The organism is Capnocytophaga sp. CM59, from assembly GCF_000293175.1.
In the GTDB taxonomy this organism is placed as follows: domain Bacteria; phylum Bacteroidota; class Bacteroidia; order Flavobacteriales; family Flavobacteriaceae; genus Capnocytophaga; species Capnocytophaga granulosa.
Genome location: NZ_ALNN01000037.1, coordinates 1 through 24,794, shown reverse-complemented (window position 1 = coordinate 24,794; position 24,794 = coordinate 1). Strand labels below are relative to the sequence as shown.

General features: G+C 43.0%; 25 protein-coding genes. 11 read left to right on the top strand and 14 right to left on the bottom strand.

The features are described 5' to 3' along the window. Positions 1-131: 131 nt before the first annotated feature. The 5 genes from rpsA (at position 132) to HMPREF1154_RS08925 (ending at position 7,328) form a co-directional block, all read left to right on the top strand. On the top strand, positions 132-1,889 hold the full coding sequence (gene rpsA / locus HMPREF1154_RS08945) for a 30S ribosomal protein S1 (protein ID WP_016420824.1): 1,758 nt from the start codon (positions 132-134) through the stop codon (positions 1,887-1,889). Between the two features lie 87 nt (positions 1,890-1,976). After that, complete coding sequence (locus HMPREF1154_RS08940; RefSeq protein WP_009642283.1) at positions 1,977-3,914, top strand: LTA synthase family protein; 1,938 nt, start codon at positions 1,977-1,979, stop codon at positions 3,912-3,914. Between the two features lie 84 nt (positions 3,915-3,998). Continuing rightward, positions 3,999-4,460 (top strand): Fur family transcriptional regulator, encoded by a 462-nt coding sequence (locus HMPREF1154_RS08935; protein WP_009642261.1) that lies wholly within the window; start codon positions 3,999-4,001, stop codon positions 4,458-4,460. A gap of 12 nt (positions 4,461-4,472) precedes the next feature. After that, on the top strand, positions 4,473-5,744 hold the full coding sequence (locus HMPREF1154_RS08930) for an adenylosuccinate synthase (RefSeq protein ID WP_009642265.1): 1,272 nt from the start codon (positions 4,473-4,475) through the stop codon (positions 5,742-5,744). Between the two features lie 15 nt (positions 5,745-5,759). After that, positions 5,760-7,328, top strand: a complete 1,569-nt coding sequence (locus HMPREF1154_RS08925; protein ID WP_009642276.1) for a DUF4270 domain-containing protein — start codon at positions 5,760-5,762, stop codon at positions 7,326-7,328. A 3-nt stretch (positions 7,329-7,331) separates the two neighbouring features. Here the strand turns inward: HMPREF1154_RS08925 and HMPREF1154_RS08920 are convergent, their stop codons facing one another. The 8 genes from HMPREF1154_RS08920 to HMPREF1154_RS08885 all read right to left on the bottom strand — a co-directional run bounded on the left by HMPREF1154_RS08920 (position 7,332) and on the right by HMPREF1154_RS08885 (position 16,443). Beyond that, the gene (locus tag HMPREF1154_RS08920; RefSeq protein WP_009642254.1) at positions 7,332-8,063 is read right to left on the bottom strand and encodes a polysaccharide deacetylase family protein; all 732 of its coding nucleotides are present in this window, start codon (positions 8,061-8,063) and stop codon (positions 7,332-7,334) included. A 1-nt stretch (position 8,064) separates the two neighbouring features. Further along, complete coding sequence (locus HMPREF1154_RS08915) at positions 8,065-10,230, bottom strand: PepSY domain-containing protein (protein ID WP_232211990.1); 2,166 nt, start codon at positions 10,228-10,230, stop codon at positions 8,065-8,067. An 81-nt stretch (positions 10,231-10,311) separates the two neighbouring features. Then, the gene (locus HMPREF1154_RS08910; RefSeq protein ID WP_009642248.1) at positions 10,312-11,634 is read right to left on the bottom strand and encodes a DUF58 domain-containing protein; all 1,323 of its coding nucleotides are present in this window, start codon (positions 11,632-11,634) and stop codon (positions 10,312-10,314) included. Next, on the bottom strand, positions 11,631-12,617 hold the full coding sequence (locus HMPREF1154_RS08905; protein WP_034567236.1) for an AAA family ATPase: 987 nt from the start codon (positions 12,615-12,617) through the stop codon (positions 11,631-11,633). Before HMPREF1154_RS08905 ends, HMPREF1154_RS08910 begins: the two co-directional genes overlap by 4 nt. A gap of 11 nt (positions 12,618-12,628) precedes the next feature. Next, positions 12,629-13,810: a hypothetical protein gene (locus HMPREF1154_RS08900; protein ID WP_009642275.1), complete on the bottom strand. Its 1,182-nt coding sequence runs from the start codon at positions 13,808-13,810 to the stop codon at positions 12,629-12,631. After that, positions 13,811-14,602, bottom strand: a complete 792-nt coding sequence (locus HMPREF1154_RS08895) for a DUF4129 domain-containing protein (protein ID WP_009642260.1) — start codon at positions 14,600-14,602, stop codon at positions 13,811-13,813. It abuts the gene before it with no gap. Beyond that, on the bottom strand, positions 14,586-15,476 hold the full coding sequence (locus HMPREF1154_RS08890; RefSeq protein ID WP_009642262.1) for a hypothetical protein: 891 nt from the start codon (positions 15,474-15,476) through the stop codon (positions 14,586-14,588). Before HMPREF1154_RS08890 ends, HMPREF1154_RS08895 begins: the two co-directional genes overlap by 17 nt. Then, positions 15,469-16,443, bottom strand: coding sequence for a stage II sporulation protein M (locus HMPREF1154_RS08885; protein WP_009642270.1), 975 nt, complete (start codon positions 16,441-16,443; stop codon positions 15,469-15,471). The genes HMPREF1154_RS08890 and HMPREF1154_RS08885 overlap by 8 nt, the downstream gene beginning before the upstream one ends. Before the next feature lie 24 nt (positions 16,444-16,467). Here HMPREF1154_RS08885 and HMPREF1154_RS08880 point away from each other — a divergent pair, with 24 nt between their 5' ends. After that, positions 16,468-17,208: an RDD family protein gene (locus HMPREF1154_RS08880; protein ID WP_009642273.1), complete on the top strand. Its 741-nt coding sequence runs from the start codon at positions 16,468-16,470 to the stop codon at positions 17,206-17,208. 372 nt (positions 17,209-17,580) lie between these two features. Continuing rightward, on the top strand, positions 17,581-18,075 hold the full coding sequence (gene azu / locus HMPREF1154_RS08870; protein ID WP_009642277.1) for an azurin: 495 nt from the start codon (positions 17,581-17,583) through the stop codon (positions 18,073-18,075). A gap of 62 nt (positions 18,076-18,137) precedes the next feature. On the opposite strand, the gene HMPREF1154_RS08865 is transcribed toward azu, so the two are convergent. Further along, the gene (locus tag HMPREF1154_RS08865; protein WP_009642286.1) at positions 18,138-18,716 is read right to left on the bottom strand and encodes a fumarylacetoacetate hydrolase family protein; all 579 of its coding nucleotides are present in this window, start codon (positions 18,714-18,716) and stop codon (positions 18,138-18,140) included. Positions 18,717-18,774: 58 nt separating this feature from the next. Between HMPREF1154_RS08865 and HMPREF1154_RS08860 the strand changes: the two genes are divergently transcribed. Further along, a complete protein-coding gene (locus tag HMPREF1154_RS08860; protein ID WP_009642287.1) occupies positions 18,775-19,314 on the top strand; it encodes an RsmD family RNA methyltransferase in 540 nt (179 codons plus the stop codon). 87 nt (positions 19,315-19,401) lie between these two features. Here HMPREF1154_RS08860 and HMPREF1154_RS08855 read toward each other — a convergent pair whose 3' ends face one another. Then, complete coding sequence (locus HMPREF1154_RS08855; RefSeq protein ID WP_009642259.1) at positions 19,402-19,869, bottom strand: DinB family protein; 468 nt, start codon at positions 19,867-19,869, stop codon at positions 19,402-19,404. Positions 19,870-19,880: 11 nt separating this feature from the next. Further along, complete coding sequence (gene purN, locus HMPREF1154_RS08850) at positions 19,881-20,447, bottom strand: phosphoribosylglycinamide formyltransferase (protein ID WP_009642258.1); 567 nt, start codon at positions 20,445-20,447, stop codon at positions 19,881-19,883. Positions 20,448-20,554: 107 nt separating this feature from the next. Here purN and coaD point away from each other — a divergent pair, with 107 nt between their 5' ends. Both coaD and HMPREF1154_RS08840 read left to right on the top strand, forming a co-directional pair. Next, positions 20,555-21,034 carry a pantetheine-phosphate adenylyltransferase gene (gene coaD, locus HMPREF1154_RS08845; RefSeq protein ID WP_009642269.1) on the top strand — a complete coding sequence of 160 codons (480 nt, stop codon included), beginning with the start codon at positions 20,555-20,557 and terminating at the stop codon, positions 21,032-21,034. Next, a complete protein-coding gene (locus HMPREF1154_RS08840) occupies positions 21,034-22,248 on the top strand; it encodes a bifunctional folylpolyglutamate synthase/dihydrofolate synthase (RefSeq protein ID WP_009642256.1) in 1,215 nt (404 codons plus the stop codon). Before coaD ends, HMPREF1154_RS08840 begins: the two co-directional genes overlap by 1 nt. Before the next feature lie 9 nt (positions 22,249-22,257). Here HMPREF1154_RS08840 and HMPREF1154_RS08835 read toward each other — a convergent pair whose 3' ends face one another. Further along, a complete protein-coding gene (locus HMPREF1154_RS08835; RefSeq protein WP_009642252.1) occupies positions 22,258-22,488 on the bottom strand; it encodes a ferredoxin in 231 nt (76 codons plus the stop codon). Positions 22,489-22,688: 200 nt separating this feature from the next. Between HMPREF1154_RS08835 and HMPREF1154_RS08830 the strand changes: the two genes are divergently transcribed. Continuing rightward, complete coding sequence (locus tag HMPREF1154_RS08830; protein ID WP_009642271.1) at positions 22,689-23,258, top strand: DUF3109 family protein; 570 nt, start codon at positions 22,689-22,691, stop codon at positions 23,256-23,258. A gap of 14 nt (positions 23,259-23,272) precedes the next feature. On the opposite strand, the gene HMPREF1154_RS08825 is transcribed toward HMPREF1154_RS08830, so the two are convergent. Both HMPREF1154_RS08825 and HMPREF1154_RS08820 read right to left on the bottom strand, forming a co-directional pair. Further along, positions 23,273-23,839, bottom strand: coding sequence for a 1-acyl-sn-glycerol-3-phosphate acyltransferase (locus HMPREF1154_RS08825; RefSeq protein WP_369731356.1), 567 nt, complete (start codon positions 23,837-23,839; stop codon positions 23,273-23,275). Between the two features lie 287 nt (positions 23,840-24,126). Then, positions 24,127-24,794 (bottom strand): T9SS type B sorting domain-containing protein (locus HMPREF1154_RS08820; RefSeq protein WP_009642282.1); only part of this gene is annotated, 668 nt, incomplete at its 5' end.

The window sequence follows — 24,794 nt, the reverse complement described above, 5'->3', positions numbered from 1 at the left end:
GTACCTTTGCGAAATCTTTGAGCTACGCAAGGGAAAGATGATTTTTTAATTAAATTATGTATCACTAAAACTATGTGATCCGCAGCTCCCCGCCCTTGGCCTATTACATAGCTAATCCTTATTTATCAGCAATGGCTGAAATTACTAAAGAACAACAAGAACAGTTGGATAACTTCAACTGGACTAAGTACGAGCAAGGTATTGACCAAGTAGACCAAAACAAATTGGACGAATTCGAACGCCTTGTTAAAGAAAACTTCGTGGATACCCAAGCCGATGAGCTTGTGATCGGTACTGTAACTCACCTTACTGACCGTGAAGCGATCATTGACATCAACGCTAAGAGCGAAGGAGTAATCTCCCTCAATGAGTTCCGCTACAACCCTAACCTAAAAGTTGGCGACAAAGTAGAGGTATTGGTTGATATCCGTGAAGACAAAACTGGACAACTCGTTCTCTCTCACAAGAAAGCTCGCACCATCAAAGCATGGGACAGAGTCAATGCTGCCTTCGAAAGTGGCGAAATCGTAAATGGTTTCGTAAAATGCAGAACCAAAGGAGGTATGATTGTAGATGTATTCGGTATCGAAGCCTTCTTACCTGGTTCTCAAATCGATGTAAAACCTATCCGCGACTACGACCAATTTGTCAATAAGACTATGGAGTTCAAGGTAGTGAAAATCAACCATGAATTCAAGAACGTTGTGGTATCTCACAAAGCACTTATCGAAGCGGATATTGAAGAGCAAAAACGAGAAATCATCGGACAGCTCGAAAAAGGACAAGTACTCGAAGGGGTTGTGAAGAATATCACTTCTTACGGAGTATTCGTTGACCTTGGCGGTGTAGACGGACTTATCCATATTACCGACCTTTCTTGGTCTCGTATCAACCATCCTACCGAAGTATTGGAGCTTGACCAAAAGATCAATGTGGTTATCCTTGACTTCGATGACAACAAGTCTCGTATCCAATTAGGATTGAAACAACTTCAAAAACACCCATGGGAAGCCCTTTCTGATGACCTTAAAGTAGGTGATAAAGTAAAAGGTAAAGTAGTGGTAATCGCTGACTACGGTGCTTTTGTAGAGGTAGCCGATGGCGTAGAAGGTCTTATCCACGTTTCCGAAATGTCTTGGAGCACTCACTTGCGTTCTGCTCAGGACTTCGTAAATATAGGTGATGAAGTAGAAGCGGTAATCCTTACTCTAGACAGAGACGAAAGAAAAATGTCCTTGGGTATCAAACAACTCACTACCGATCCTTGGACTGACATCACTGCTAAATATCCTGTAGGGTCTAAGCATACTGGTACCGTACGTAACTTCACCAACTTCGGTGTATTCGTAGAATTGGAAGAAGGTATTGACGGATTGGTATATATCTCTGACCTTTCTTGGACTAAGAAAATCAAACATCCATCTGAATTCTGCTCTGTAGGAGATAAAATGGACGTAGTAGTTCTCGAACTTGATGTAAATACCCGTAAGCTCGCCCTTGGCCACAAGCAATTAGAACCTAATCCTTGGGACAAATACGAAAACGAGTTTGCTGTAGGTACTATCCACCAAGGTACTATCTCCAAAATCACTGACAAAGGAGCAACTGTTCCTTTCAATGAGGATATTCTTGCTTTCGTTCCTTCTCGCCACTTAGAGACTGAATCTGGCAAGAAATTAGGCAAGGGAGATACTGCTGATTTCAAGATCATTGAGTTCAGCAAGGAATTCAAGCGTGTCGTAGCTTCTCATACAGCTATCTTCAAGGAAGAAGAAGAAAAGAATGTAAAAGAAGCCGCAGCTCAGCCTGCACAACAAGTAGAGAAATCTACTTTAGGGGACTTGGACGTACTCCAAGAACTCAAAGACAAGATGGAAAAAGAACAATAGTGGTTTAGTTTTTTTCATAATTTTTGTTTTAGGGTACTACTTTGTTCTAAAGTAGTACCTTTTTTTACTTTTTTAATCCCTTTTCTTATGAAGTCTGTTCGCATCAACGAATATTTGGTCTTTTTATATCGCATTTTCCTCATTTATTTCTTCTATGCGATAGCTCGCGGCTTATTTATCTATTTCAATCACGATGTCATGAGTGATTATCGTGGCTTTGACCTATTTTATTATGGTTTAGCCTTTGATAATTGCGCTATTATGTATGTGAATTTGCTCTTTATACTACTGAGTTTGCTCCCGCTGTGGTACAATAAGCATCCTAAGTTTCAAAAGATAGTCTTTTGGGTATATTTTATACCAAATATCATTGCTTATGCCACCAATTTTATTGATATGGCATACTACCCCTTTAGCAAATCACGACTTACTACCGCTTCTTTTGCTGTGATAGAACACGAAAAGAATATAGCTAAGCTGATTGTTCCTTTCTTAGGCGATTATTGGTATTTATTCCTTTGGTTTTTCTTTCTCATAGGCCTTTGGATTTTCTTGTATAAGCGTGTAAAAGTACAGCCAGCGCCTATTACTAGCAAGAAAGTTTACTACAGCAGTTCCATCTTCTGCTTCTTAGGCTTTGGCACCCTTATTATGATGGCTATTCGAGGAGGAGGATTCACTACCGATACGCGCCCTATCAATATGCTCGATGCTAGCCGACATGTCAATATCTCTGCCCAAGCCGATGCTATTCTCAACACGCCTTTCTGCCTTATCCGCAGCTTAGGAAAGAACAAAGGATTCAAGGAATACCACTTTGTAACCGAGGATTATATCAACGAAGCCCTCAAACCAATCAAGCAATACACTCGTGAGGTTAAGCAAAAGCCCAATATAGTGCTCTTTATCTTAGAGAGTTTCGGTAAGGAGTATTGGGGTTGTATGAATACCAAGGGGGATATCCCCAATTTCAAGTCCTACACTCCTTTCTTGGATTCGCTCTCCCAGCATTCCTTTGTCTTGGACAATGCCTATTGTACAGGGCGCCAGTCTATTCATGGCATGTCCTCCATGCTCGCTGGGATTCCTTCCTTTCAGGTAGCTTATACCTCTTCCCCTTATGTGAAACAGCCTACTCAGTCTTTGGTTTCCATTGCCAAGGAGATGGGCTATGATACCTCTTTCTTCCACTCGGCTCCCAATGGCTCTATGGGATTCTTAGGTTTTTCCAATATCTTGGGCTTTGATCATTATTATGGAAAGACAGAGTATAACAACGATGCCGATGACGACGGCCGCTGGGGTATCTGGGACGAACCTTTCTTCCAGTATATGTGTCGCACTTTATCGGAGAAAAAACAGCCTTTCTTAGGCAATATCTTTACACTCTCCTCTCATCATCCTTTCCAGATTCCCAAGCAATACGAGGGAAAATTTGACAAAGGCACTTTGGAGATTCACCAGTGTATTGGCTATACAGATTATTCGCTCAAGCAGTTTTTTGCTTGTGCCAAGAAGCAACCTTGGTTTGAGAATACAATCTTTGTTTTTGTCAATGACCACCCCAACCAGACCTATTACGAGCGTTACAAACAGGCGATCACCAATATGGGAGCAGCCATTATGTTCTATAGTCCTAATCCTGACTTGGTGCCTACCAAGCGTTATAGCGAGATTAGCCAGCAGATAGATATCTACCCCTCTTTAGTGGATCTGATGGGCTATCAGAAGCCTTTCCGCTCATGGGGACGTAGTGTCTTTGCCGACAAGCCCGATGAGACCCCCCGTGCCTTTATCTCCAACGCCCTGATGTACCAAATGAAGCAAGGCAACTACATCTATATCCTTGACGAAAATGGCCAAGTCAATGGAATTTATAAGAAAGAAGATGAGGCGCTCAAGCACAACCTATGGGGCAAAGAGGATAATGCCGAAATACAAAAGGGCATAAAAGACCTACAAGCCTTCGTACAGGACTATATGGATAGGGTGATGCATCACAAATTGAACCCTAACAAAAATTGATAATCAACGCTTTAGAAAATAAAAAGTATTTATTTGTTCTTATCTAATTATTTTTGTAAATTTGTCGCCTAATAAGTATTTTATATGGGAACCAGTGCAGAAAATCAAGAAATTGTTAAAAAAGTTTTTACCAAATATTTAGAGGAACATGCCCATCGCAAAACACCTGAACGCTATGCCGTTTTGCAGGAGATTTATGACAGCAACGAACACTTTGATATAGAGTCTCTTTATATCAAAATGAAAAACAAAAACTATAGAGTAAGTCGTGCCACCCTCTACAACACCATAGAAATCCTCTTGGATTGTGGACTGGTACGTCGCCACCAATTTGGGCAAAACCAAGCCCACTACGAGAAGTCTTATTTCGACCGCCAGCACGACCATGTAATCCTTACCGATACAGGAGAAGTAGTGGAGTTCTGTGACCCTCGTATCCAAGCTATTAAGCAGACCATAGAGGAGGTTTTTGACATCACCATTGACAACCATTCCCTCTATTTCTATGGTCGTCGCAATAAAAAAGAAAATACTAACGAAGCTTAAAACCAATTTATAATGGCAGTAGATTTACTACTCGGTCTCCAATGGGGAGACGAGGGAAAAGGAAAAATCGTAGATGTCCTTACGCCCAAATATGATATTATCGCACGTTTCCAAGGAGGCCCTAATGCGGGACATACCCTTGAGTTCGAAGGTATTAAGCATGTTTTGCACACTATCCCCTCTGGCATTTTCCGCCCCAATGTGGTCAATGTCATCGGCAATGGGGTCGTGATTGACCCTATCATCTTGAAAAAGGAAATCGACGCACTTGCTCCCTTTGGTATCAACATAAAAGAGCGCTTGCTTATCTCTCGCAAGGCGCACCTGATTCTCCCTACCCACCGCCTGCTTGATCAGGCTTCCGAACTCTCCAAGGGAAAAGCTAAAATCGGCTCTACCCTGAAGGGGATTGGCCCTTGTTATATGGATAAAACAGGACGTAATGGCTTGAGAATCGGGGATATAGAGAACAAAGACTTCCTTTCGCTCTACCGTAACCTAACCGACAAACACCTCTCCATGATTGGTTTCTATGGGGTTACACTTGAGTATGACCTTCCTGCGCTCGAAAAAGAGTTCTTTGAGGCTATTGACCTTATCAAGTCTCTTACTTTTATTGATAGTGAGGACTTTTTCTACCATGCTCAAAAGCAAGGCAAAAAGATCTTAGCCGAGGGGGCACAAGGCTCTATGCTGGATATAGATTTTGGTACTTATCCCTTTGTTACCTCTTCCAATACTACTGCCTCTGGGGCTTGTACTGGGCTGGGGATTGCTCCGAACCAGATTAAGAATGTAATGGGTATCTTCAAGGCTTATACTACCCGTGTAGGTAGCGGCTCTTTCCCTACCGAACTCTTTGACGAAGTAGGTGAGAAAATCGGTCAGATAGGGCGCGAAGTAGGTGCTACCACTGGTCGCAAGCGCCGTTGTGGTTGGTTGGACTTAGTGGCGCTTCGCTATGCTATCCATCTAAGTGGTGTTACCCAACTGATGATGATGAAGGCCGATGTCCTCAGTGGTTTTGAGACCTTAAAAGTATGTACAGCCTATCGCTACAAGGGTGAGGTGATTCAGCACTTCCCTTATGGCACTGAGACCGAAGAAATCACTCCTATCTATACCGAACTAAAGGGCTGGAATACCGACCTTTCAACACTTAAGAACTCCCATGACCTCCCTAAAGAACTCTTGGACTATATCTGCTTTATCGAGAAGGAAGTGGAGGTTCCTATTACCCTAGTATCGGTAGGGGCTGACCGTACACAAACCATTGTTTTCTAAATCAACCCGCTGATAATGAAGCATATATACCTATCTTTCCTATCCCTTACCGCTCTTGTGCTGACTACTTCCTGCAATACTGATGGGGAGATCCGCCAAGTAGAGGGGAACATATTGGGAACACCGCTCTTTACACCTAAAAAGGACTCTATTGCACTGGAGTTCAACAATATAAAAGTTAGTGCTATACAGACCAATAGCCAAAACAACCCGATCCTTGGCCAGCTTACCCAGGGAAGTCTCGGTACGACCAATGTGGCCTTGGTAACCCAAGCCTTACTCTCTAGTGCCAACCCTACCTTTGGGGAGAAAACCCAAGAGCAAGAGGCCTCTTCCTACAATGAGAATGAGACCGTGGAAAAGGTGTACCTCTATTTGCCTTTCTTTTCTACAGAGAAGAATATACAAGACCCCTCCGATGCTAAAAAGACTATCAAAACTTATACCCTAGACTCTATCTATGGGGGAAAAGAGGCGTCTTTTACCATGAAGGTCGAACAACTCAACCATCACCTAAGGGATATCAATAGCCAACTGGAATCACAGGTATATTACTCCAACGAAGTATTCCCTACTGCCGCAACCTTGGCCGAGGTCACCGTAGCAGGAGTGAGCAACAATCCTATTGTTCGCTATCAGTTTGACGACCCTACTACCCAGACCAATGAGGCAACTAAGGAGAAAGACCACCTTGCTCCTGGTTATCGTATAGAACTCTCCCCTACCCTCTTCCAAAGTCTGCTCTTGGACAAGGAAGGTGATAGCTCGCTTAGTAGTAACGACAGCTTCCGCCAAGCTCTCAATGGCTTGGTGATTTCTACGGCCAACTTCTCCTCTGGACTATTGGCACTTATCAATCTGAAAAATGCTAAGATTGAGGTAGTGTATAACTATCAGTTCCAAAAGGACAACAACACTTATACCAAGAAGAAGTCCTACGAACTCTCCTTAGGGGGTATCAGCTTTAACCAATACACCATTTCCGATGATACAGTTTCTCCCTCTCAAGATGCTATCTACCTCAAGGGCGGACAGGGCTATGTAGCCGAACTGACCATACCTGAGAACAACCCTGTTTTCCAGATGCTTAAGGCTAAAAAACCGATCATCAATCAGGCTGATTTGTACTTATATGTGGATAAAACTAAGGTAGATCTCACCCAACAACCTCCCTATGTACTCATATACAATGCTACCAAAGGCCTCCCTCTATATGACTATAGCGCTGAGATTTCTGGCAATACCTCCAGCAACGATATTGTCTCTATTGGGCGCCTGACAAAAGATAGCAAGGGAGATTATTACTATCATTTTTACCTAACCGACCACCTTACAAGCCTTGTAAAGAATGGTTCTGACAATGTGAAGATAGGTTTGGCCGTCTCCACTCACCTCTCCCAAGATACCAAAAGTACTGTTTCGGCTATGAGAAGTATCTCTTATAAGAATAGTGCCAATGAGGTTAAGAAAACCGTCTTAGGAAACGCTGAAAACACCCTCTATACAGTAGTTTATGGCAATGGCAACCAAGTTCCTGAAGGTAAAAAACTAAAACTTATGGTATATTACACTCTTACAGAGTAACAATTACAAATCCAAAACCACCTGATAATCATTTGCTTTGAGATATTTCAAAAGCTGCTCCAATACATGGAGGGTACGCTCGGAAGTATCGTGCATGAGAATGATATTCCCTTGGGTTAACTTAGAGACAACTCGGCTCCACAGCCGAGTTTCGTCTTTTATAACTGTATCCAGCGAACGTATATCCCAGCCTATGACCCTCTTTCCTGTACGCCTCGCAGCGCTGGCTATATGTGGATTGGTAACCCCATAAGGAGGACGGAAATAAGGGGTTACTATCCCCAATTGTGCTAAAAGAGCATCGGTTTGTTGTATCTCTTGGGTCATAACAGCCGAGGAGGCAAAGCAGTTTTTGGGGGTATGGCTATAGGTATGATTGCCTATGAGGTGTCCTTCGTCCTTGATACGCTGGACTATCTGTGGGTATTGCGCTATTTGTCGGCCTATACAGAAGAAAATAGCCTTAACCTCATATCGCTTGAGTAAATCCAAAAATAGCGGCGTTAGCTCCGTAGGCCCATCGTCAAAGGTAAGTACCACCTGCCGCTTTTGCTTATTTTTCAAACGACAAAGAGTAGGCACAAAATAGCCTAAACGGATATCAAACACCCCCCAAGAGAGCAACCCCACAAAGAGTAACCCCAAGGCAAGGTAATACCCCCAGCCCCATGTATAGCAAGAGCCTACTCCAATCCCAAGGGCTAAGAGTAGGCAGTTATAGTAATGCTTGGTCATTTTAGTAACAATCAGCTAATAGTTGTCCGTTGGCCTTGTAATAATCCGCTGAGAAGGGGGTGAGTTCTCCAAGCCAAGCGGTAACGTCCTTATACATATCCAAAGAACCACAGATCATCACCACCCCATCACTGGTTAGTACCTCTGTAAGTAGTGCAGCATCCCTCTTAAGCAAGTCGGTTACATAGCCTCCATCGGTCTCCCGTGAGTAGATCAGAGAGAACTGCTTGATCTTTCCTTTCTGTTGTTGTGCTTCAAAGAAGCGACGATACTCGGCAGCCGTAGCATCATTATTTCTTAGTCCTAGATATACATAGACTTCCGTTTGCTTGTTTTGGTCGGCCATACCCAAGAAAGGTGCTACCCCTGTTCCGTTGGCTACAAGCACTACCTTTTTGGCTTTCTTAGGAAAACGGAAAGATGGGTTAGGGACGATTCGCGCTAAGAAAGTCTCCCCCTTCTTGAGCTGGTAGAGATAGCCTGAGCCTAATCCGTGTACATGTCGCTTAACGGTTAGTTGCAACTTGCCCCCTACTTTCCCTATAGAATAAAGGCGTTCTTGCTTGCCATCGGGATAGATAGCTAAGAGGTCTCCAGAGGTAAAACGTCGCTTTGTCTGTAGTACCAAGGAGAATGTCTCCTCAGGAGCTGTTTCCTTAGCCGCTTCCACTACTTTTATCTTTGTCAGTGCAGCTCTTTCTCCCTCATAGTAGGACGGAGTAGTCTCCAAGGCAAGTTCACTCAGCCCATTCCATGCGGCTACCCAAGTTACAAACTCCGCCGAGGATTGGTCATTGACCGTATGTACAGGCAGCAGAGAAGTCGCCCAAGAGGCCTCTTTGAGTGCCTCCTCTATAGCAAAAGCAAAAGCACAATAATCAGGATAGAGCTTGGAGCCAAATCCTACTATACTACAAGATAGGGCACCTTGTGGAGTTGTACGCAATAGAGATAGGAATTGATCGGCATTGCTCGGAGGATTCCCTACCCCATAGGTTGAGGTAAATATAAGCAAATGGCTGCCCTTAGGATAGGTCTGGTAACTATTGAGTGGTGCCAAGTAGGCTTTCTTTCCTAAGGCTTGTAGTTGGGCTAAGACCTTTTGAGCTACCGAAAGGGTATTGCCGCCTTCTGAACCGTAGAGTAGGATATATTCCGCCTCGGCGGGAGTGCAGGTGTTGCGTACCTTTACCGACTTGCGGGAGAAGGTTATGACAAAACCTGTATAGATGAAAAAGAGCATCCCCACACAAGCGATAACCAAAATAGCTGCCCACCACGCGCTGGTACGTCCTGTATGTAAGTCCTTACAAAAGCGGGCAAAAACCTGTGTTTTAGGATAGGCTACCTCGCTCAGCACATGGCCTGTAAACTGGCTTACCACCAGTTCCCTATCCTTGAGCTTTACCAAATAGGCATCCTCATAAGTGGTGTCAAAAGGGAACTCTACACTCACCACCTTGTCCAAGGTAATTTGGTTAAGTACGGCTATTTGCTGTACCTCCATAGGGTCTTCCCCATCGTAGGATTCTTCTACAGCATAATCTACCTCGTATTTTTCCTTTGGTTTCTCTCCTAAGAAGCGGTTATATACCAGATAAGTACCAGTAAGACCTAAGATAAGCAGCGGAATAAGTAGCCACTTACCCAAAACAGTATGATAATAGCGAGAGAAACCGTCCTTTATCGTCTTCTTAAAGAAGTTTCTCGCTCCGTTTTGTTTTTTAAAGATTAGCATAAGCCCTGAAAGCACACTAAAGACCAAGCAAAGTGCAATAAAGCCCATAATGATGCGCCCCACATTCTTTAGCTCCAAAGAGCGATGTAGGGAAATCATGAATTTGACAAAAGCCGAGCGCTCCTCTACCTTACCCAAGACCTTGCCTGTGAGTGGGTCTATATGGGCATTAACTTCTTTCCCTTCCTTGTCTGTTGCCTTGATTACGGCAAAGCCACGCGGGTCTATGGTAAGGGAATTAACTTCCTGATAGGCCTCCCTGACCCCAGCGATGGATTGAGCTAAAGTAATTTGGTCAAGATGTTCCGCCCTATAGGAGGGATATTGTCTGTCTATATTATTTAGGCCTATAATAGCCCCTGTTACCGCGGCCAAGGCAAAGAATAAAGAGGCTATAATAGCCAGAGTTAAGTGGATATAACGCATCATTTCAGTGAATAGTGAATAATGAATAACGAATAACGAAAAATGAATAGTGAACGCATGAAGAGTTTTTTTTTCACTCTTCACTTATATCATTCCCCTTGCTTTAAGCTCCAGATATTTATTGATACTCTGTAGCGTGAGTTGCTGGGGAGGGGTCAGTAGGCACTGAATTCCGTGGCGGGTCAGTTCCTGAACAATAAGCCGTTTCTCAAAGGAGAATTTCTCGGCGATAACCTTGTCATACACCTCTTGGATATGCTCGGAAGGCTTATGCAGGAGGTGTTCCAGTTCTGTATTTTGGAAAAATATCACCACCAAAAGGTGCTTTTTGGCTATGGCCTTTAGAAAGGGCAATTGCCGATATAGGCTGTTAGGTGTCTCAAAATTGGTATAGAGCATCAGCAAACTGCGTTGCTTAATGGTATTATTAATATCCGAATAGAGCCTACCGAAATCCGTCTCCTTGAAGTCTGTCTCTATACGATAGAGCTTTTCCATGATACGCTGCATTTGGTCTGATTTGCGATCGGCCACTACCCTATCCTCTACCTTGCGGGAGAAGGTGAAAATCCCCGCTTTATCCTGCTTTTTGAGAATGATATTGGTCAGTGCCAAGGAGGTATTAATCGCATAATCCAAGAGCGAAAGCCCCTCAAAGGGCATATACATACTACGCCCTTTGTCTATAAGGGTATATACATGTTGCGCCTTCTCATCTTGGTACTGATTGACCATCAGCTGGGCTCGCTTGGAGGAGGCTTTCCAGTTGATTGTTCGCATATCATCACCCTGTACATAGTCTCGTATATGCTCGAACTCCATGGTGTGGCCTATCTTGCGTATCTTCTTGATTCCATAGTCAAAAAGGCGTTGGGAGAATGCAATCAACTCAAACTTCTTCATCTGGATAAAGGACGGATAAGTGGCCACCATAGCATGCTCGCAGGAGACATAGCGCTTTACAAACAGCCGCAAAGGCGTATAGACAAAGGCATTGAGCTTCCCAAAACTATACTCCCCTCGCTCGGTAGGGCGCAGGTAGTACTGGAATACCTGCTCTTGCCCTCCCCTGAAGTAGAGGGTGTATTCGAAATCTCGCTTTTGGAACTGAAAGGGAATCTCATCCACCAGTTGCATATACATAGGAAAGGGATAGAGGCTCTTGATATGTACCTCTATAAGGTTCTCATCGCTATTGGAGAGCCTCTCTGGCAATACCCGCTGGGCTTCAATCCCCTTTTTAGTGGTGAAGACCAAAAGAAAATCCAAAAAACACACCAAAGCAAATACATACAGCGCCCCCTGCGCTATGGGAGTGAGCCCTACCCAAAAGAAAGAGAGGGTATAGAGTCCCATAAGGCAGAGCAACCAGATGAAAAAGCCTGTATGTAAGTATATTTTTCTCATCGGGGTATGGCTACACTTTCTATGATTTGTTGGATAATCTGTTCAGAACGAATGCCTTCCATTTCCTTTTCAGGGGCAAGGATTACCCTATGCCCTAGTACGGGATAGGCGGCTTGTTTGATATCCTCTGGGGTTACAAAATCTCGCCCTGCAAGGACTGCAAAGCCTTTAGCAGCATTGAGCATCGCCAAGGAAGCACGCGGAGAAGCCCCTAAGTAGAGGAAGCTATTCTCACGAGTGTTTTGGGTAATTTTGGCTATATATGCTATCAGCTGGGGTTCTACAAGTATATTCTTAACCATAGCCTGATAACGTACTAAGTCCTCAGCCGAAAGCACCTTGCTCACTGTAGCGGTCTTATCCTGTGCCTTGGCCTCATGCTCGCGAGTAATAATCTGAATTTCATCTTCTAACGAGGGATAGTCAATCACAATCTTAAAGAGAAAACGGTCTAGCTGGGCTTCAGGCAGGCGATAGGTACCTTCTTGTTCTATTGGGTTTTGGGTAGCAATCACCAAGAAAGGGGGCTGCATCTTAAAGCGTAAACCGTCTATAGTGATTTGTCGCTCTTCCATCACTTCAAAGAGCGCCGCTTGAGTCTTGGCGGGAGCTCGGTTGATCTCGTCAATAAGTATCAGGTTGGAGAAGATAGGCCCTTTCTTGAACTCAAATTCTGATTTCTTGAGGTCAAATACGGAAGTTCCTAGCACGTCCGATGGCATAAGATCAGGGGTAAACTGTATACGACTAAAGCCTATATCCAAGGCCTTGGAAAGGAGCTTTACGGTAATGGTCTTAGCTATCCCTGGCACCCCTTCCAAGAGTACATGACCGTTGCTTAGTAGAGCTACCAGTAGGTAGTCTATCATCTTCTCTTGTCCTACGATGACCTTCTGAAGTTCAGAGCGCACCTGAGCCAATTGTTTTTGCAACAGGCCAAGGTCAAGGCGAGAGGCAAATTCTAATTTATTATTTTCGTCCATAGGTATATTCTTTAATGTATGTTCCAAAATTCGTCTATCCATTTGTCCAACTGGGTAAGGGTTTCCTCTTGGGCTTGTTGGGTTTGCTCAAAGTGTATAATGGTGCCAACTATCTGTTGTACTAAGTCCCTATCCTTGCCTGATTTGTTAGCTAACTTAGTGGCAAAATCCTCATTGATTTGCTGGGTATCCAGGTAGTATCTTTGCCTTACTTGGTCTAAGAAATAGGTAATCTTCTTACGTACCATATCGGTAGCATCGCGCTCTTGGTAGTAGAGCGAACTGATGCTTTGGGCAAACTCAATAGTGGTATTCTTTGGCTTTTCTATCACAGGAATAATTCGTTGCTGGCGCTTCCCCTTAAAGAGCAGATACAGCACAAAGCCCAAAAGCATCAAGTGCCAGGCTGTACGCAGCTGTGGCTGACTCATGATAAAGCTCAAAGTATCTTCTCCTTGAGTAGGAGGGACAAACCAAACCGTTGGCCTATCCTCTGGCAAATAGGAGAGCACTGTAGCGACATAGGAGCGTGCATCTTGACTCTCTTTGAGAAAGTAGTTGGTAAAGGCCATTGGGGGGCCTAAGTAAAGAAAGAACTTCCCCTTGCCATAAGGTACTTCTACAAAGTTGATTTTCTTTCTTATTTTCCTACCATCAGAGAAAAACACATAGCCCAAGGCCTTGTCCCGCTCCTTATCCAATTGGGTAAAGTAATTGACTCTCAGATAGGCCCTTTCTGGGTTGATATAGATCTGCTTATCATAAGAGGTACTATTGAGTTGGAGATTGATATCATCTACAGTTAGCTCATAGTCTATATCTATCTTCAGTGTATCCATTAGCCCATAATTTTCATTGAGGAAAAGTGCTTGGCTACCTGCCCTCACATCGGAAAGTATTTTTTTGAGAGACACCTCATCTATTCCTTCTGTGGTAAAAATATAATTATAATTTTCTTTTTGCTGATTTCTCCTAAGGTATTCGTAAGGTGTATAGGATATTTTATCTATCTTCTTAGAGAAAAAGTACTTGAGTTGCTCACCAAAGATATAAAGTCCATAAGGCTGCTTACTATTGGCATCATAGGTCTGCTCCCAATCCACCTTTCTATCGGCCGAGGAGAAGACAGTTAGTGCCATGACAATAACCACTACACTCAAAAGAATCAGATAATTACGTATTGCCTTTCCCATTTACTTCTTTTTTTGAGTGTTTATATACCCTTGATAATCAGCCTTTGCCTCTTGGTATTGGACATCACTGATAGAGAACTCTCCATACCATATATAGTTATACACCTTGGAGAGATAGACAAAGCGTGCCTTCTGGGTTGGGTCTTTGATTTCTCGCTCATAGTCAGAGTTAGTTTTTCTCTCCTCCCAAGCTATTTGTCCTTTGTCAGAAAGTACCTTCAGTAGCCATAGGTAATATAGGCGAATACTCTGGCGAGTATCATTCTGTTGTTCTGCCTTTTGTATCAGTGTAGGAAAATCGGCTTGATGGAGGTGCTTCTCTATGGCGTCCATAGGAATATCCGAAAGTTTTTCCTTACTCCTATCGGTTAGCCAGCGACCTTTGCGGCCAAGTGCCCAGCGTACCACAAAGAAAATAACGACCAATATGAGTACAAAGCCCAATAGTTGTAGCATATGTTGTGCCCCATTCCCTTGTAAGTTTTTTCCATAGATAAACTCAAGTATCTTATATATGATTCGCACCAATACCTCCCAAAACCCTGAGAGAAAAGCATCATTCTGCCCAGAGGTGTCTGAGTAATCAAAATCAGCAGTGTTGTATTGCTCTGGTACCCCCTCAAAGGAACGCAGAGCATCGGGAGGGGTTTGCCTTACAGGAATCTGATAGGTAAGGCTGTCTTTTCCGTGAGTAGCAGGAGCTTCTGTTTGTGCATACAAAGGCACTCCTATACACAGAAAGTATAGGAGTAGTCCGTATAATTGTATTTTTCGCCTATTCTTCTTGAGCATTTTGACCTATAAGATCTATTTCATCGGTATATTCCCCGTCTTTTTCTCCAAAGTGAATGAGTATTTGCAAGAATGTCTGAAAATTGGATGCTACAAAAACAACTGTAATGATAATAAGCAGCAATATAAAGACCAAAATTGTATTGCTTATAGTAGCCTCAAAGCCTGAGAGTCCTCCTAAGACTACCAGATAAACAACCATAGGCACAATAACTCCTGCTGTCGTTATAGCGGAAATGATGAGGCTCATCACAAAAGTAGCCCCAAATTTGTCCCAAAAACCTACTTTTAACTGATTGAACACCTTACCCAAGGCAGGGAAATAATCCATTTTATCTTTGATATATATAAGCATAAATTGTTGCAAAAAGAGAACCATAAAAGTACTCAAGAAAGCACTGATCAGCCGAAACAAGACAGGTTCTCCATCAAACAGTTTGATAGTCCATAGCAAAATAAACCAAAAAGGAATTCCTATGACAAAGAAAGAGATAAACCCAAAAGCAAAAGCTCGGGGAAGCATCACTCTGATCCTATCAAAAATCTCCTTAGCACTTATATCCGTCCTATAAGGTGCCTCCTCCAGCAGTTGCGTATAAGCAATAGGGAAACAAATGACAAACAATACTAAAAAGACAGACAACAGCAGCAAGACCAAAACCAACAAGGCCGTTGGTCCAAAACCAATAGAAGATCGCGAAGAAGCATAAAGAGCAAACATAGCTACTGCAATAATACCCACCGCTGCAAATATAGCACCATTGACTATTAAGTAATTAGAGAAAAAATTCCTCGCATACTTCTTAAAGAAAGTAAACGTATCTCCAATGAGGGCACTAAAGCCTCTTTTCTTGTAGAAAATAAAATCATTCATATTTTTGACTATTTGATTTATAATGTTTTACTATAGGATATATCAAAAAATAATAGGTAATCACCGCAAGTGTCCCCAGTATGATTGTAAGGTTCAACCACAGGGGCATATCATAATAATAGCGCGTAATAAAGCCCTCTATAAAGCCTGCGGCTATAAAGAAAGGCACCGTTCCAAAGAGCAGAGATAGGCCTTCCTTGAAAGCAATCTTAAAGGAAAGCATACGCGAATAAGTTTTGGGGAAGAGAATCCCCCCTGTAAGGACAAAGCCGGCCGCTATAGCTATGATAATACTAAAAATTTCCATGGCTCCATGCAGCCACAAGGCCCTAAGAGCAGCATCTATCACGCCCATATCATAACAAAAATACGTGAAAGCCCCCAACATAACTGCATTCTGTAACGCCATAAGGAAAGTTACCGTACCTGCGGTTATCCCACAGAGGAAGCAGTAAAAAGCCACCTTGATATTATTGAAAGTAATCGCTATAGCCGTAGCCCAATTACTCCCTTGCTTATATACAGCCATAGGGTCGCCCCTCTCTATATGCTCCAAGGTCTTGTTTATATAGGTATCCCCCATAATGACCCTTACATAGCGCGGCTCGTAATAGGCCGAAAGTGTCCCCACCAAAGCGAAGAAGAAGAATAGGATAAAACTAAAATAGATAAGCCTTCGGTACTTATAGGCAAGCATGGGTACATAGTCGGTGAAAAAAAATTTCAATCTATTTTTCTCAATTCGCTTGGTTTTGTAAATTTTTTGGTATATTTGCGTGACCAAAAAATTGAGATATGTAACCGTATTACTCTTTGGGTAATAGGTCTGGGCAAAAGACAAGTCACCCAATAGCTGGACGTAATAATCCGCCATTTGGTCGGGGGAAATAGGCTTTCGCTCATTTAGGACAGCCTCCACCTCCAACCATTTGTCTTTATTTTGCTTGATAAAGGCTACTTCTCTCATACAAGGTGCTAAATTAGAAAAAATATGTCAAAGATACAAATAAAAACCACACAAAATATTCTGCTCGCTTTTGAGCCAGCTTCCATTGGAGAGCGTATGGGTGCCTTTGCTATTGATTTTGTCCTTATTATGGGTTATGGATACCTTGTCAATGCAATCATGAAGCTTTTTTACTATAGCGCTATCAGCAATCCTTGGGAGTTTTTTGCGACCTATTTGGTACTGATGTTGCCAGCGGTCTTCTATCCCTTGGTAGCGGAATCCCTTATGCAAGGACAGACTGTGGGTAAGCGCATCATGAAAATCAGGGTACTCAAGATTGATGGGTATCAGGCCTCCTTTGGCGATTTCTTTATCCGTTGGCTATTTACTTTGGTAGAAGTGGATCTTTTTATGGGTTCGGCAGCACTTATCAGTATTATTTCTTCCAAGTACTCCCAGCGCTTAGGCGACTTTGCCGCAGGGACTGCCGTTATCACCGAACGCAACAAGATGAACATCTCTCATACTATCTTGGAAGAACTCTCCTATACCTATCAGCCGCTCTTCACCCAAGCTGAAGTGTTACTCTTTTCAGATCAAGACGCTCAAACAATCAAGAACTACCTCGCCCTAGCCCTAAAAAGCAAGAACGGGCATCTCACCATAGCGCGCTTAGCGGACAAGATCACCGAAATCTCCAGGCGTGAACACACCTCTTTCTCCAAAAAAGCCGATTTCGTCCAGCAATTCCTTAAAGATTACAGCTTTTATACGGGCAAGTAATAAGGTTTTGGTTACGCAACGGTTACGCAAATTTATTTCTATAATCATACTGATAATCAATGTTTTAAAAAAAATACACTTATTTTTTGTCAGAAAAATAAGGTTTTGGTTACGGAACGGTTACGCAAATTTATATTTACAAACTATTGATTTTCAAATATTTAAAAATAAAAAACTCTTTTTTACAATCAAAAAAGGCATTCTGGTTACGCAACGGTTACGCAAATTAGCCATTAAGAACCCACAATTCAAAATTATCTCAAACTCTAATTTAAAAATATTCTAAATAACTTGCGGTATTAGATTTTTATTTGTACTTTTGCGGCACGTTTATATCTAAATCATACCGATATGAAAAAAACATTGTTTTTGATGGCTACTGTTGCCCTAATGGTAGCTTCTTGTGGAAATAACAAGAAACCTGAAGAGGCTGCACAAACTACAGAACAGCCTGCTGCTACTGAAGCGCCTGCTACAAACCAAGACGCAGAAGCTGCTAATGTAACCTTGGAGGCTACTGACCAAATGACTTTCAACCTTAAGGAAATCAAAGTAAAAGCTGGACAAACCGTTAATCTTACCCTCAAGCACGTAGGACAAATGGATAAGAAGGTGATGGGACACAACTTTGTTCTCCTTAAAAAAGGTACTGACCTTTCCGCTTTCGGAGAAGCTGCTGTAGCAGCTGGTCCTGCCAATGACTATATCCCTAATGGGGGAGCTGATGTGATTGCTCATACCAAACTTATTGGTGGCGGTGAGAGTGATACCATCTCTTTCAAAGCTCCTGAAGCTGGTACTTACGACTTTATCTGTTCCTTCCCTGGTCATCTTGCCCTTATGAAAGGAACTTTCATTGTAGAATAAGTTGTTCTAGTTATTATTCTTTTCTATAGAAACAGAGGTCTCACCTGTGGCGAGACCTCTGTCTATTTTACTGTTATGGAGAACAATAATTCGGTTTGTACACTTGCCTGCCAAGTGGTGTCGGCTCTGATAGCGTAAAGAGTATTGGTCAAGGGGAGCGCTACCAAATCGCCTGTGCGAAGAGTCATATTCTCTGATACTGTTTTTAAGGCTAGCGGCAGCAACTGTAAGGCAGGTTGCAAAGGAAGTTCCTCTAGTACCTGACCATCTTGGCTTAGTATGGCTGTGTCTTCTTGTTTTAGGCGTTCTGTAGGCAGGAAATGACCTACTACCATAGAACTGTCAAAGGAGGTGGCCAGCTCCCAAGGTTTAGCTGTGGCTTGAAGCTGTTGTTGCCTATCATAAGCCGTTAGAGCAAGCCCCAAAGAGACTTGTTCGTAGTACTTAGAGGCAAATTTTTCTAAGATACATTTACCTTGTTTGCTAAGTTTGGCCATTAGTACCACTTGTGCACGGAGATCCCCAGTAAAGTCGGGTATATAGAGCGGAAGTTCTCTATTATGTACAGCCGTATCGGGCTTTATATAGAGCAGTGGCTGCTCCTGCGCTGTGGTGGGTAGTTGTATATATACTATTTTCACAAGAAAAACTTTTTTTATCGTTATAAAATCCGTATTTTTGCCCTTTATTTGAACCTATATGCGTATTATCTCTGGCACCCATCGTGGCAAGCAACTCATTGCTCCCAAAAACCTCCCTGTACGTCCTACTATGGACTTTGCCAAGGAGTCGCTTTTTAATATCCTCAACAACTATTTTTTCTTAGATAGTATCAAAGTGCTAGACCTTTTCGCTGGCACAGGCAATATCAGCTACGAGTTCGGCAGTCGGGGTTGTCCTGAGATTACGGCCGTAGATAGTCACCCTGCCTGCGTACAGTATATCCGCAAGACAGCCGAGGCGCTCGCCTACCCTATTGAAGTAGTCAAAAGTGATGTCTTTACCTACTTAGACCGCAGTCTGAGCCAGTACGACGTCATCTTTGCCGATCCTCCCTATGATATAGAACCCGATAGCCTCGAACGATTGATCGAGACTGTCTTTGAGCGCAACCTCCTCAGCGAAGATGGCCTGCTGATTGTTGAGCACTCCTCCAAAGTCCATTTAGAAGAAGACCCTCATTTTCAAGAAGAAAGACGCTATGGCGGGACAACCTTTAGTATCTTTAATAATGACTAATGACTAGTGACTAATCCTATTGCACTAGTCATTTGTCACTAGTCACTAATCACTAGTCATTTGTCACTTGTCACTAGTCACTTGTCACTAAACTAAGTATTTAATCCCAATCACCAACCCTAAGTGCATTCCCTCGTGGGTGTTATTAAAGTAAATAGCATCTTCCACACAGCTAAGGGGATAGTTAAGCCCTGTAAGGTAGTCGGTATAGGTGGTAAAAATACCCTTTTGGTAATCCTCTTCCAGCTGTTGTTGGGTGGAGAGAAGCAACCCTTTGAGGGTATCTACTTCTTCTTGAGTAGGGACATGTCCATCAGGTACGGTACCCTTGCGATAGGCAGCTATAAAGTCCTCTGGCACATACATAGATAGCCCACTATTATAGTAGCAATAAAGCTGTTGGGTTACAATCGCATGAGAGATGTTCCACAACAAGTTATTGCGAAAACCCTGAGGGATCACGGCTAATTGTTCCAAGGTAAAACCTTCTAGATATTGTAAGTATCGCTCTCTGATACACTTGTGTAAAGAGAACACAGATTTATCTAATTTCATATTTTTATAGATTAATTTTGTAATATTTGCTTGATAATAAGTGGAAAAGCACGATATTCCAACTCATGTACCTTTTGTGCAAGGCTTTCAGGAGTATCGGTTGGTGCAATCACCACACGCTCTTGGTAGATGATTGCCCCCTCATCATAGTGCTCATTGATGTAATGAATAGTGATACCACTCTCTTTTTCACCTGCGGCGATCACAGCCTCATGTACGTGCATGCCATACATGCCCTTGCCCCCATATTTGGGCAGCAGAGAGGGGTGTATATTGATAATTCTATTGGGAAAACGAGCGATAATATTCTCAGGACATTTCCAAAGGAAGCCTGCCAAGACAATTAGGTCGGGTTGTTCGCGCTCCAAGAGATCCAGTATATAGGATGTCTCATAGAAATCCTTCCTGTCAAAGAGCATACAAGGCACATCCAACCGCTGAGCACGGTCTATGACACCTGCTTTGGGATTGTTGGTCAATATAAAAGCTACCTCAGCCAAGCCATTCTCTCTGAAATAAGTTACAATACGCTCGGCATTGGAACCATTGCCCGAAGCCAATAGAATGAGTTTTTTCATCAGTCAAGAAATTTGTGCAAATTTACGCATTTTTTTTCGGGTTAGCCAGAAAAAAACAACTTCTTTTTCTTACCTTTGCCCCACAAAATAACTGATGACAACAACCTATGAAAAAGGCTATTTTCCCTGGCTCTTTTGATCCCATCACCTTGGGGCATTATGACATTATTTGCAGGGCTACAGAACTCTTTGACGAAATTATAGTAGCCGTAGGAGAAAATGCCGACAAGCGTTATATGTTCTCCGTAGAAGAACGCAAGGCCTTTATTACCAAGGCTTTCGCTGACCATCCGAAGGTGAAAGTAGTTAGCTACCAAGGTCTTACGGTAGATTTCTGCAAGAGCCTACAAATCCCCTTCATTCTCAGGGGCTTACGCAACCCTGCCGACTTCGAGTTTGAGCGAGCCATTGCCCATACCAATAGGGACTTGGCTGGAGTGGAGACCGTATTTTTGCTCACTGCTGTGAAGACCTCCCATATCTCCTCCTCCATAGTACGTGATGTAATCCGCAACCGAGGCGATTATACCCTCTTAGTTCCTGAGAGTGTGCGTATTGAAAACATTGAAAAATACTATATACACTGATGACTTACACAGAAAGCATAGATTGGTTATGGGCGCACCTGCCTATGTACCAAGAAAAAGGACGCTCCGCCTTCCGAGGCAAATTGGACAATATCCTCCTTTTGTGCGACCATTTAGGCAATCCACAAGAACAATTCCCTACCCTACATATAGCGGGCACCAATGGCAAAGGCTCCTCTTCCCATGCCTTAGCTTCTGTATTGCAGGAAGCTGGTTATAAGGTAGGACTCTATACCTCCCCACACCTGAAGGACTTTCGCGAACGTATCAAAATTAATGGAGAAGACATCTCTCAAGAGGCGGTATGTCAGTTTGTTGAAAAGAACAAAGATTTTATAGAAGGAGAAAATTTCTCCTTTTTTGAGGTTACCGTAGGTATGGCTTTTGATTATTTTGCTTATCAAAAGGTAGATATAGCCGTCATAGAAGTAGGCTTGGGCGGCCGATTGGACTCAACCAATATCATCAACCCTGTTGTTTCGCTCATTACCAATATAGGCAAGGATCACACTGAGATTCTAGGAAATACCTTAGAAGAAATCGCCTATGAGAAAGCAGGTATTATCAAGCCTCATACTCCTTTGGTAATCAGCGAGTTTCACCCTCTGACAGCTCCTGTGTTCAAGCAAGTAGCCGCCGAGCGGGAAGCACCTATCTACTTTGCCGACAGCCTTGAGGTGCCTTATACTATGGATCTCAAAGGGAGCTATCAGGCCAAGAATATCAAGGGAATCGTGCAAACATTACGTATTTTACAAGAAAAAGGTTGGGCTATTTCTGAAGAAAATATACAGCGAGGACTCTCTCATATTGTTGCTAATACGCACCTTATGGGGCGCTGGCAGCTCTTGGGCGAACACCCCAAAACAATCTGTGATACCGCACACAATGCCCATGGTTTTGCAGAGATTTTCGCCCAACTTGGCCAGGAGAAATACAATACCCTACACATGGTACTAGGCTTTGTCAAGGAAAAGGACTTGGATGCGATCCTCCCAATGTTCCCCAAAGAGGCGCATTACTATTTCTGTACGCCTAAGATAGACCGCGGCCTGAGTGCGACCCTATTGCAAGAAAAAGCCGCCAGCTATGGCCTCCGTGGTGATGTCTTTCCTTCGGTGGAGAGTGCTTTAGCACAGGCACGAGAACAAGCCCATACAGATGATTTCATCTATATAGGCGGCAGTACCTTCGTCGTGGCGGAGGTTGTGTAAGCCAAAGGGCTAAATCTTTTTGGTGGTGATAATCTTGACAGGGCATGCCTTTTGGGCGTTTTCACAAGCCTCAAAGATGCTATCATCGTAGGATTTGAGGGTGAAAAAGCCTTTTTTCTCTGTGGAGCGCAGCAGAACACTCTTGCCGTCCTTCTTACTCATCTGGAACTGTTCTGGCGCCATCTCCACACAATAATTACAGCCTATACATTTATCACGCTGGAGGGTTACTATGACCACAAATATAATGATTAATGACTAATGATTAATGACTAATGATTAATGACTAATGATTAATGACTAATGATTAATGACTAATGATTAATGACTAATGATTAATGACTAATGACTAATGATTAATGATTAATGATTAGTAACTAACCACTAATCACTAAAAACTGACCACTAACAACTGACCACTAATCACTAACAACTGACCAATGATTGAAATAGATAATACCTTAATCTCGGAAGAGATTTTAGAAAATGACTTTGTCTGCAACCTCGATGCTTGCAAGGGAGCTTGCTGTGTGGAGGGGGATGCAGGAGCACCTGTGGAGGATGAGGAGGTGGAAATCCTCGAACGTATCTACCATAAGGTGGCTCCTTACCTAAGTGAGCAAGGCCGCAAGGCTATTGAAGCGCAGGGTACCGCGGTACGCGGCAGCGATGGCGAATGGGAAACACCGCTTATCAATGGAGGCGAATGTGCCTATGTCATCCGAGACGAAAAAGGCATCGTTCTCTGTGGAATCGAACAGGCTTACCGCGAGGGCAAAATAGACTGGAAAAAGCCTATTTCCTGCCATCTCTACCCTATTCGCCTCAAGAGCTATCCATCCTTCATTGCGGTAAATTATGAGCGCTGGAGTATCTGCAAAGATGCCTGTATTTTAGGCCGCAAACTCCAAGTGCCTATCTATAAGTTTGTTCGCGAAGCTCTTATCCGAAAATTTGGAGAAGAATGGTACGAACAATTAGAAGCAGCAGAAGCAATGATTAATGTTTAATGATTAATTAATCATTAGTGAAAGTTTGGATTCCACTGCTGGGGGTATTTAGGATTTTTGTCCCTATAATACTCCCTAATTTCGCTCATAATACTCTCCAAAGAGCGGGTTTGTAAATCCTTAAGAGAAATAGTCTTTCCTATATAAATAATCTTCTTTTTGAAATCACCTGCCCCCAATACTATCGGTACTTGCGCAGAAAGGGCTATATGATAGAAGCCCATACGCCACTTATCCACTCGAGAGCGAGTACCCTCAGGGGTTACTACTAAGCTAAAATTCTCCTTCTTATACAATTCGGTTACCCACTCCACTACATGGTTGCGCTGGGAACGATCTATACCCAAGCCCCCTAAAGCACGTACTAAGGCTCCATACCAAGCCTTGGTATGACTGTCCTTGATAATGAGCTTGATGGGCTTTTCAAACTTCCAATAGGCCAATATCCCTATCACAAACTCCCAATTGGTGGTATGAGGTGCCACTACCAACACACAGCGGTCAAGGGTATTCATATCTCCTTGTAGTTCTATCTTCCAGCCCGCAAGCCATAAGGCAAAACTACCTATCCATTTCTTGATTTTCATAGGTAAAATTTTGAGGGCAAAGATACAAATTTTTAATGATTAATACCAATAATGATTAATGACTAGTGACAAGTGACAAATAACTAGTGAGAAATGGCTAGTGACAAATGACAAGTGACTAGTTATTAGGCGTCAGGCATCGTAGCATATGTTTTTCCCCTTCGGGGGAAAGGAGATAAAAAAGAGAGACTTCCCATCCCTGGAAAGTCTCTCTTCTCTAGTTATTGTTATATCCTTCTTCAGGTATTCTTCACTATTCATTCTTCATTCTTCACTATTCACTAACGATAAAGGGTAAAGTGTCCTTTGAAGGTTCTGTTGTCATCAGGTTCATTAAGGCGTAGGATAAACCAGTAGTCACCTGTTGGAAGGGCTTCGCCTCCGTAGGTACCATCCCACTCTTCTTTGTTGTTGAGGGTGGCTATCTTTCGTCCATAACGATCGTAGATCACTGTCTCTGCATTCGGATAGCTGGCTAAGTTTAGCGGTGCCCATGTGTCATACTGGCCATCCCCATTCGGTGTGAAGAAGTTTGGTATCACTACATCCACAAACTCTTTGTACAAGAATACCGAATGTCCGCAGGCCTCCTTGCCTCCATTCTCTTCCTTAAGCTCGCCCTTGCTGTCCTCTACATATACACGTATCTTCTTCTCTACCTTGCCCGTATCTGGGTTCTCTTCTTCATAGTCTGTCTTCTGTACAAAGTAAGTTACCTCATCGCCTGCCTTCACATCCTCTACCTTCTGTACATAGTGGCTCTTGGCTTCCTCTGCCGTATGGTACTGTGCTGAGCAGAAGTATACCGTGTATCGCTCCTTACCTCCTTCTACCTTCACCTTCAAGAGGTTCAAGTCGTTAGAGATACTTGTATTGGTTATCTTCACCGGTGGATAGTACTCTATGTTCAAGTCGCGTACTGACTCACAAAGCGGTGCATCCGACATGG

Bases quoted from the DNA above. Each gene is read 5' to 3' on its own strand.
- rpsA (WP_016420824.1), top strand. From the start codon at position 132: ATGGCTGAAATTACTAAAGAACAACAAGAACAGTTGGATAACTTCAAC.
- HMPREF1154_RS08940 (WP_009642283.1), top strand. From the start codon at position 1,977: ATGAAGTCTGTTCGCATCAACGAATATTTGGTCTTTTTATATCGCATT.
- HMPREF1154_RS08935 (WP_009642261.1), top strand. From the start codon at position 3,999: ATGGGAACCAGTGCAGAAAATCAAGAAATTGTTAAAAAAGTTTTTACC.
- HMPREF1154_RS08930 (WP_009642265.1), top strand. From the start codon at position 4,473: ATGGCAGTAGATTTACTACTCGGTCTCCAATGGGGAGACGAGGGAAAA.
- HMPREF1154_RS08925 (WP_009642276.1), top strand. From the start codon at position 5,760: ATGAAGCATATATACCTATCTTTCCTATCCCTTACCGCTCTTGTGCTG.
- HMPREF1154_RS08920 (WP_009642254.1), bottom strand. From the start codon at position 8,063: ATGACCAAGCATTACTATAACTGCCTACTCTTAGCCCTTGGGATTGGA.
- HMPREF1154_RS08915 (WP_232211990.1), bottom strand. From the start codon at position 10,230: ATGATGCGTTATATCCACTTAACTCTGGCTATTATAGCCTCTTTATTC.
- HMPREF1154_RS08910 (WP_009642248.1), bottom strand. From the start codon at position 11,634: ATGAGAAAAATATACTTACATACAGGCTTTTTCATCTGGTTGCTCTGC.
- HMPREF1154_RS08905 (WP_034567236.1), bottom strand. From the start codon at position 12,617: ATGGACGAAAATAATAAATTAGAATTTGCCTCTCGCCTTGACCTTGGC.
- HMPREF1154_RS08900 (WP_009642275.1), bottom strand. From the start codon at position 13,810: ATGGGAAAGGCAATACGTAATTATCTGATTCTTTTGAGTGTAGTGGTT.
- HMPREF1154_RS08895 (WP_009642260.1), bottom strand. From the start codon at position 14,602: ATGCTCAAGAAGAATAGGCGAAAAATACAATTATACGGACTACTCCTA.
- HMPREF1154_RS08890 (WP_009642262.1), bottom strand. From the start codon at position 15,476: ATGAATGATTTTATTTTCTACAAGAAAAGAGGCTTTAGTGCCCTCATT.
- HMPREF1154_RS08885 (WP_009642270.1), bottom strand. From the start codon at position 16,443: ATGAGAGAAGTAGCCTTTATCAAGCAAAATAAAGACAAATGGTTGGAG.
- HMPREF1154_RS08880 (WP_009642273.1), top strand. From the start codon at position 16,468: ATGTCAAAGATACAAATAAAAACCACACAAAATATTCTGCTCGCTTTT.
- azu (WP_009642277.1), top strand. From the start codon at position 17,581: ATGGCTACTGTTGCCCTAATGGTAGCTTCTTGTGGAAATAACAAGAAA.
- HMPREF1154_RS08860 (WP_009642287.1), top strand. From the start codon at position 18,775: ATGCGTATTATCTCTGGCACCCATCGTGGCAAGCAACTCATTGCTCCC.
- HMPREF1154_RS08855 (WP_009642259.1), bottom strand. From the start codon at position 19,869: ATGAAATTAGATAAATCTGTGTTCTCTTTACACAAGTGTATCAGAGAG.
- purN (WP_009642258.1), bottom strand. From the start codon at position 20,447: ATGAAAAAACTCATTCTATTGGCTTCGGGCAATGGTTCCAATGCCGAG.
- coaD (WP_009642269.1), top strand. From the start codon at position 20,555: ATGAAAAAGGCTATTTTCCCTGGCTCTTTTGATCCCATCACCTTGGGG.
- HMPREF1154_RS08840 (WP_009642256.1), top strand. From the start codon at position 21,034: ATGACTTACACAGAAAGCATAGATTGGTTATGGGCGCACCTGCCTATG.
- HMPREF1154_RS08830 (WP_009642271.1), top strand. From the start codon at position 22,689: ATGATTGAAATAGATAATACCTTAATCTCGGAAGAGATTTTAGAAAAT.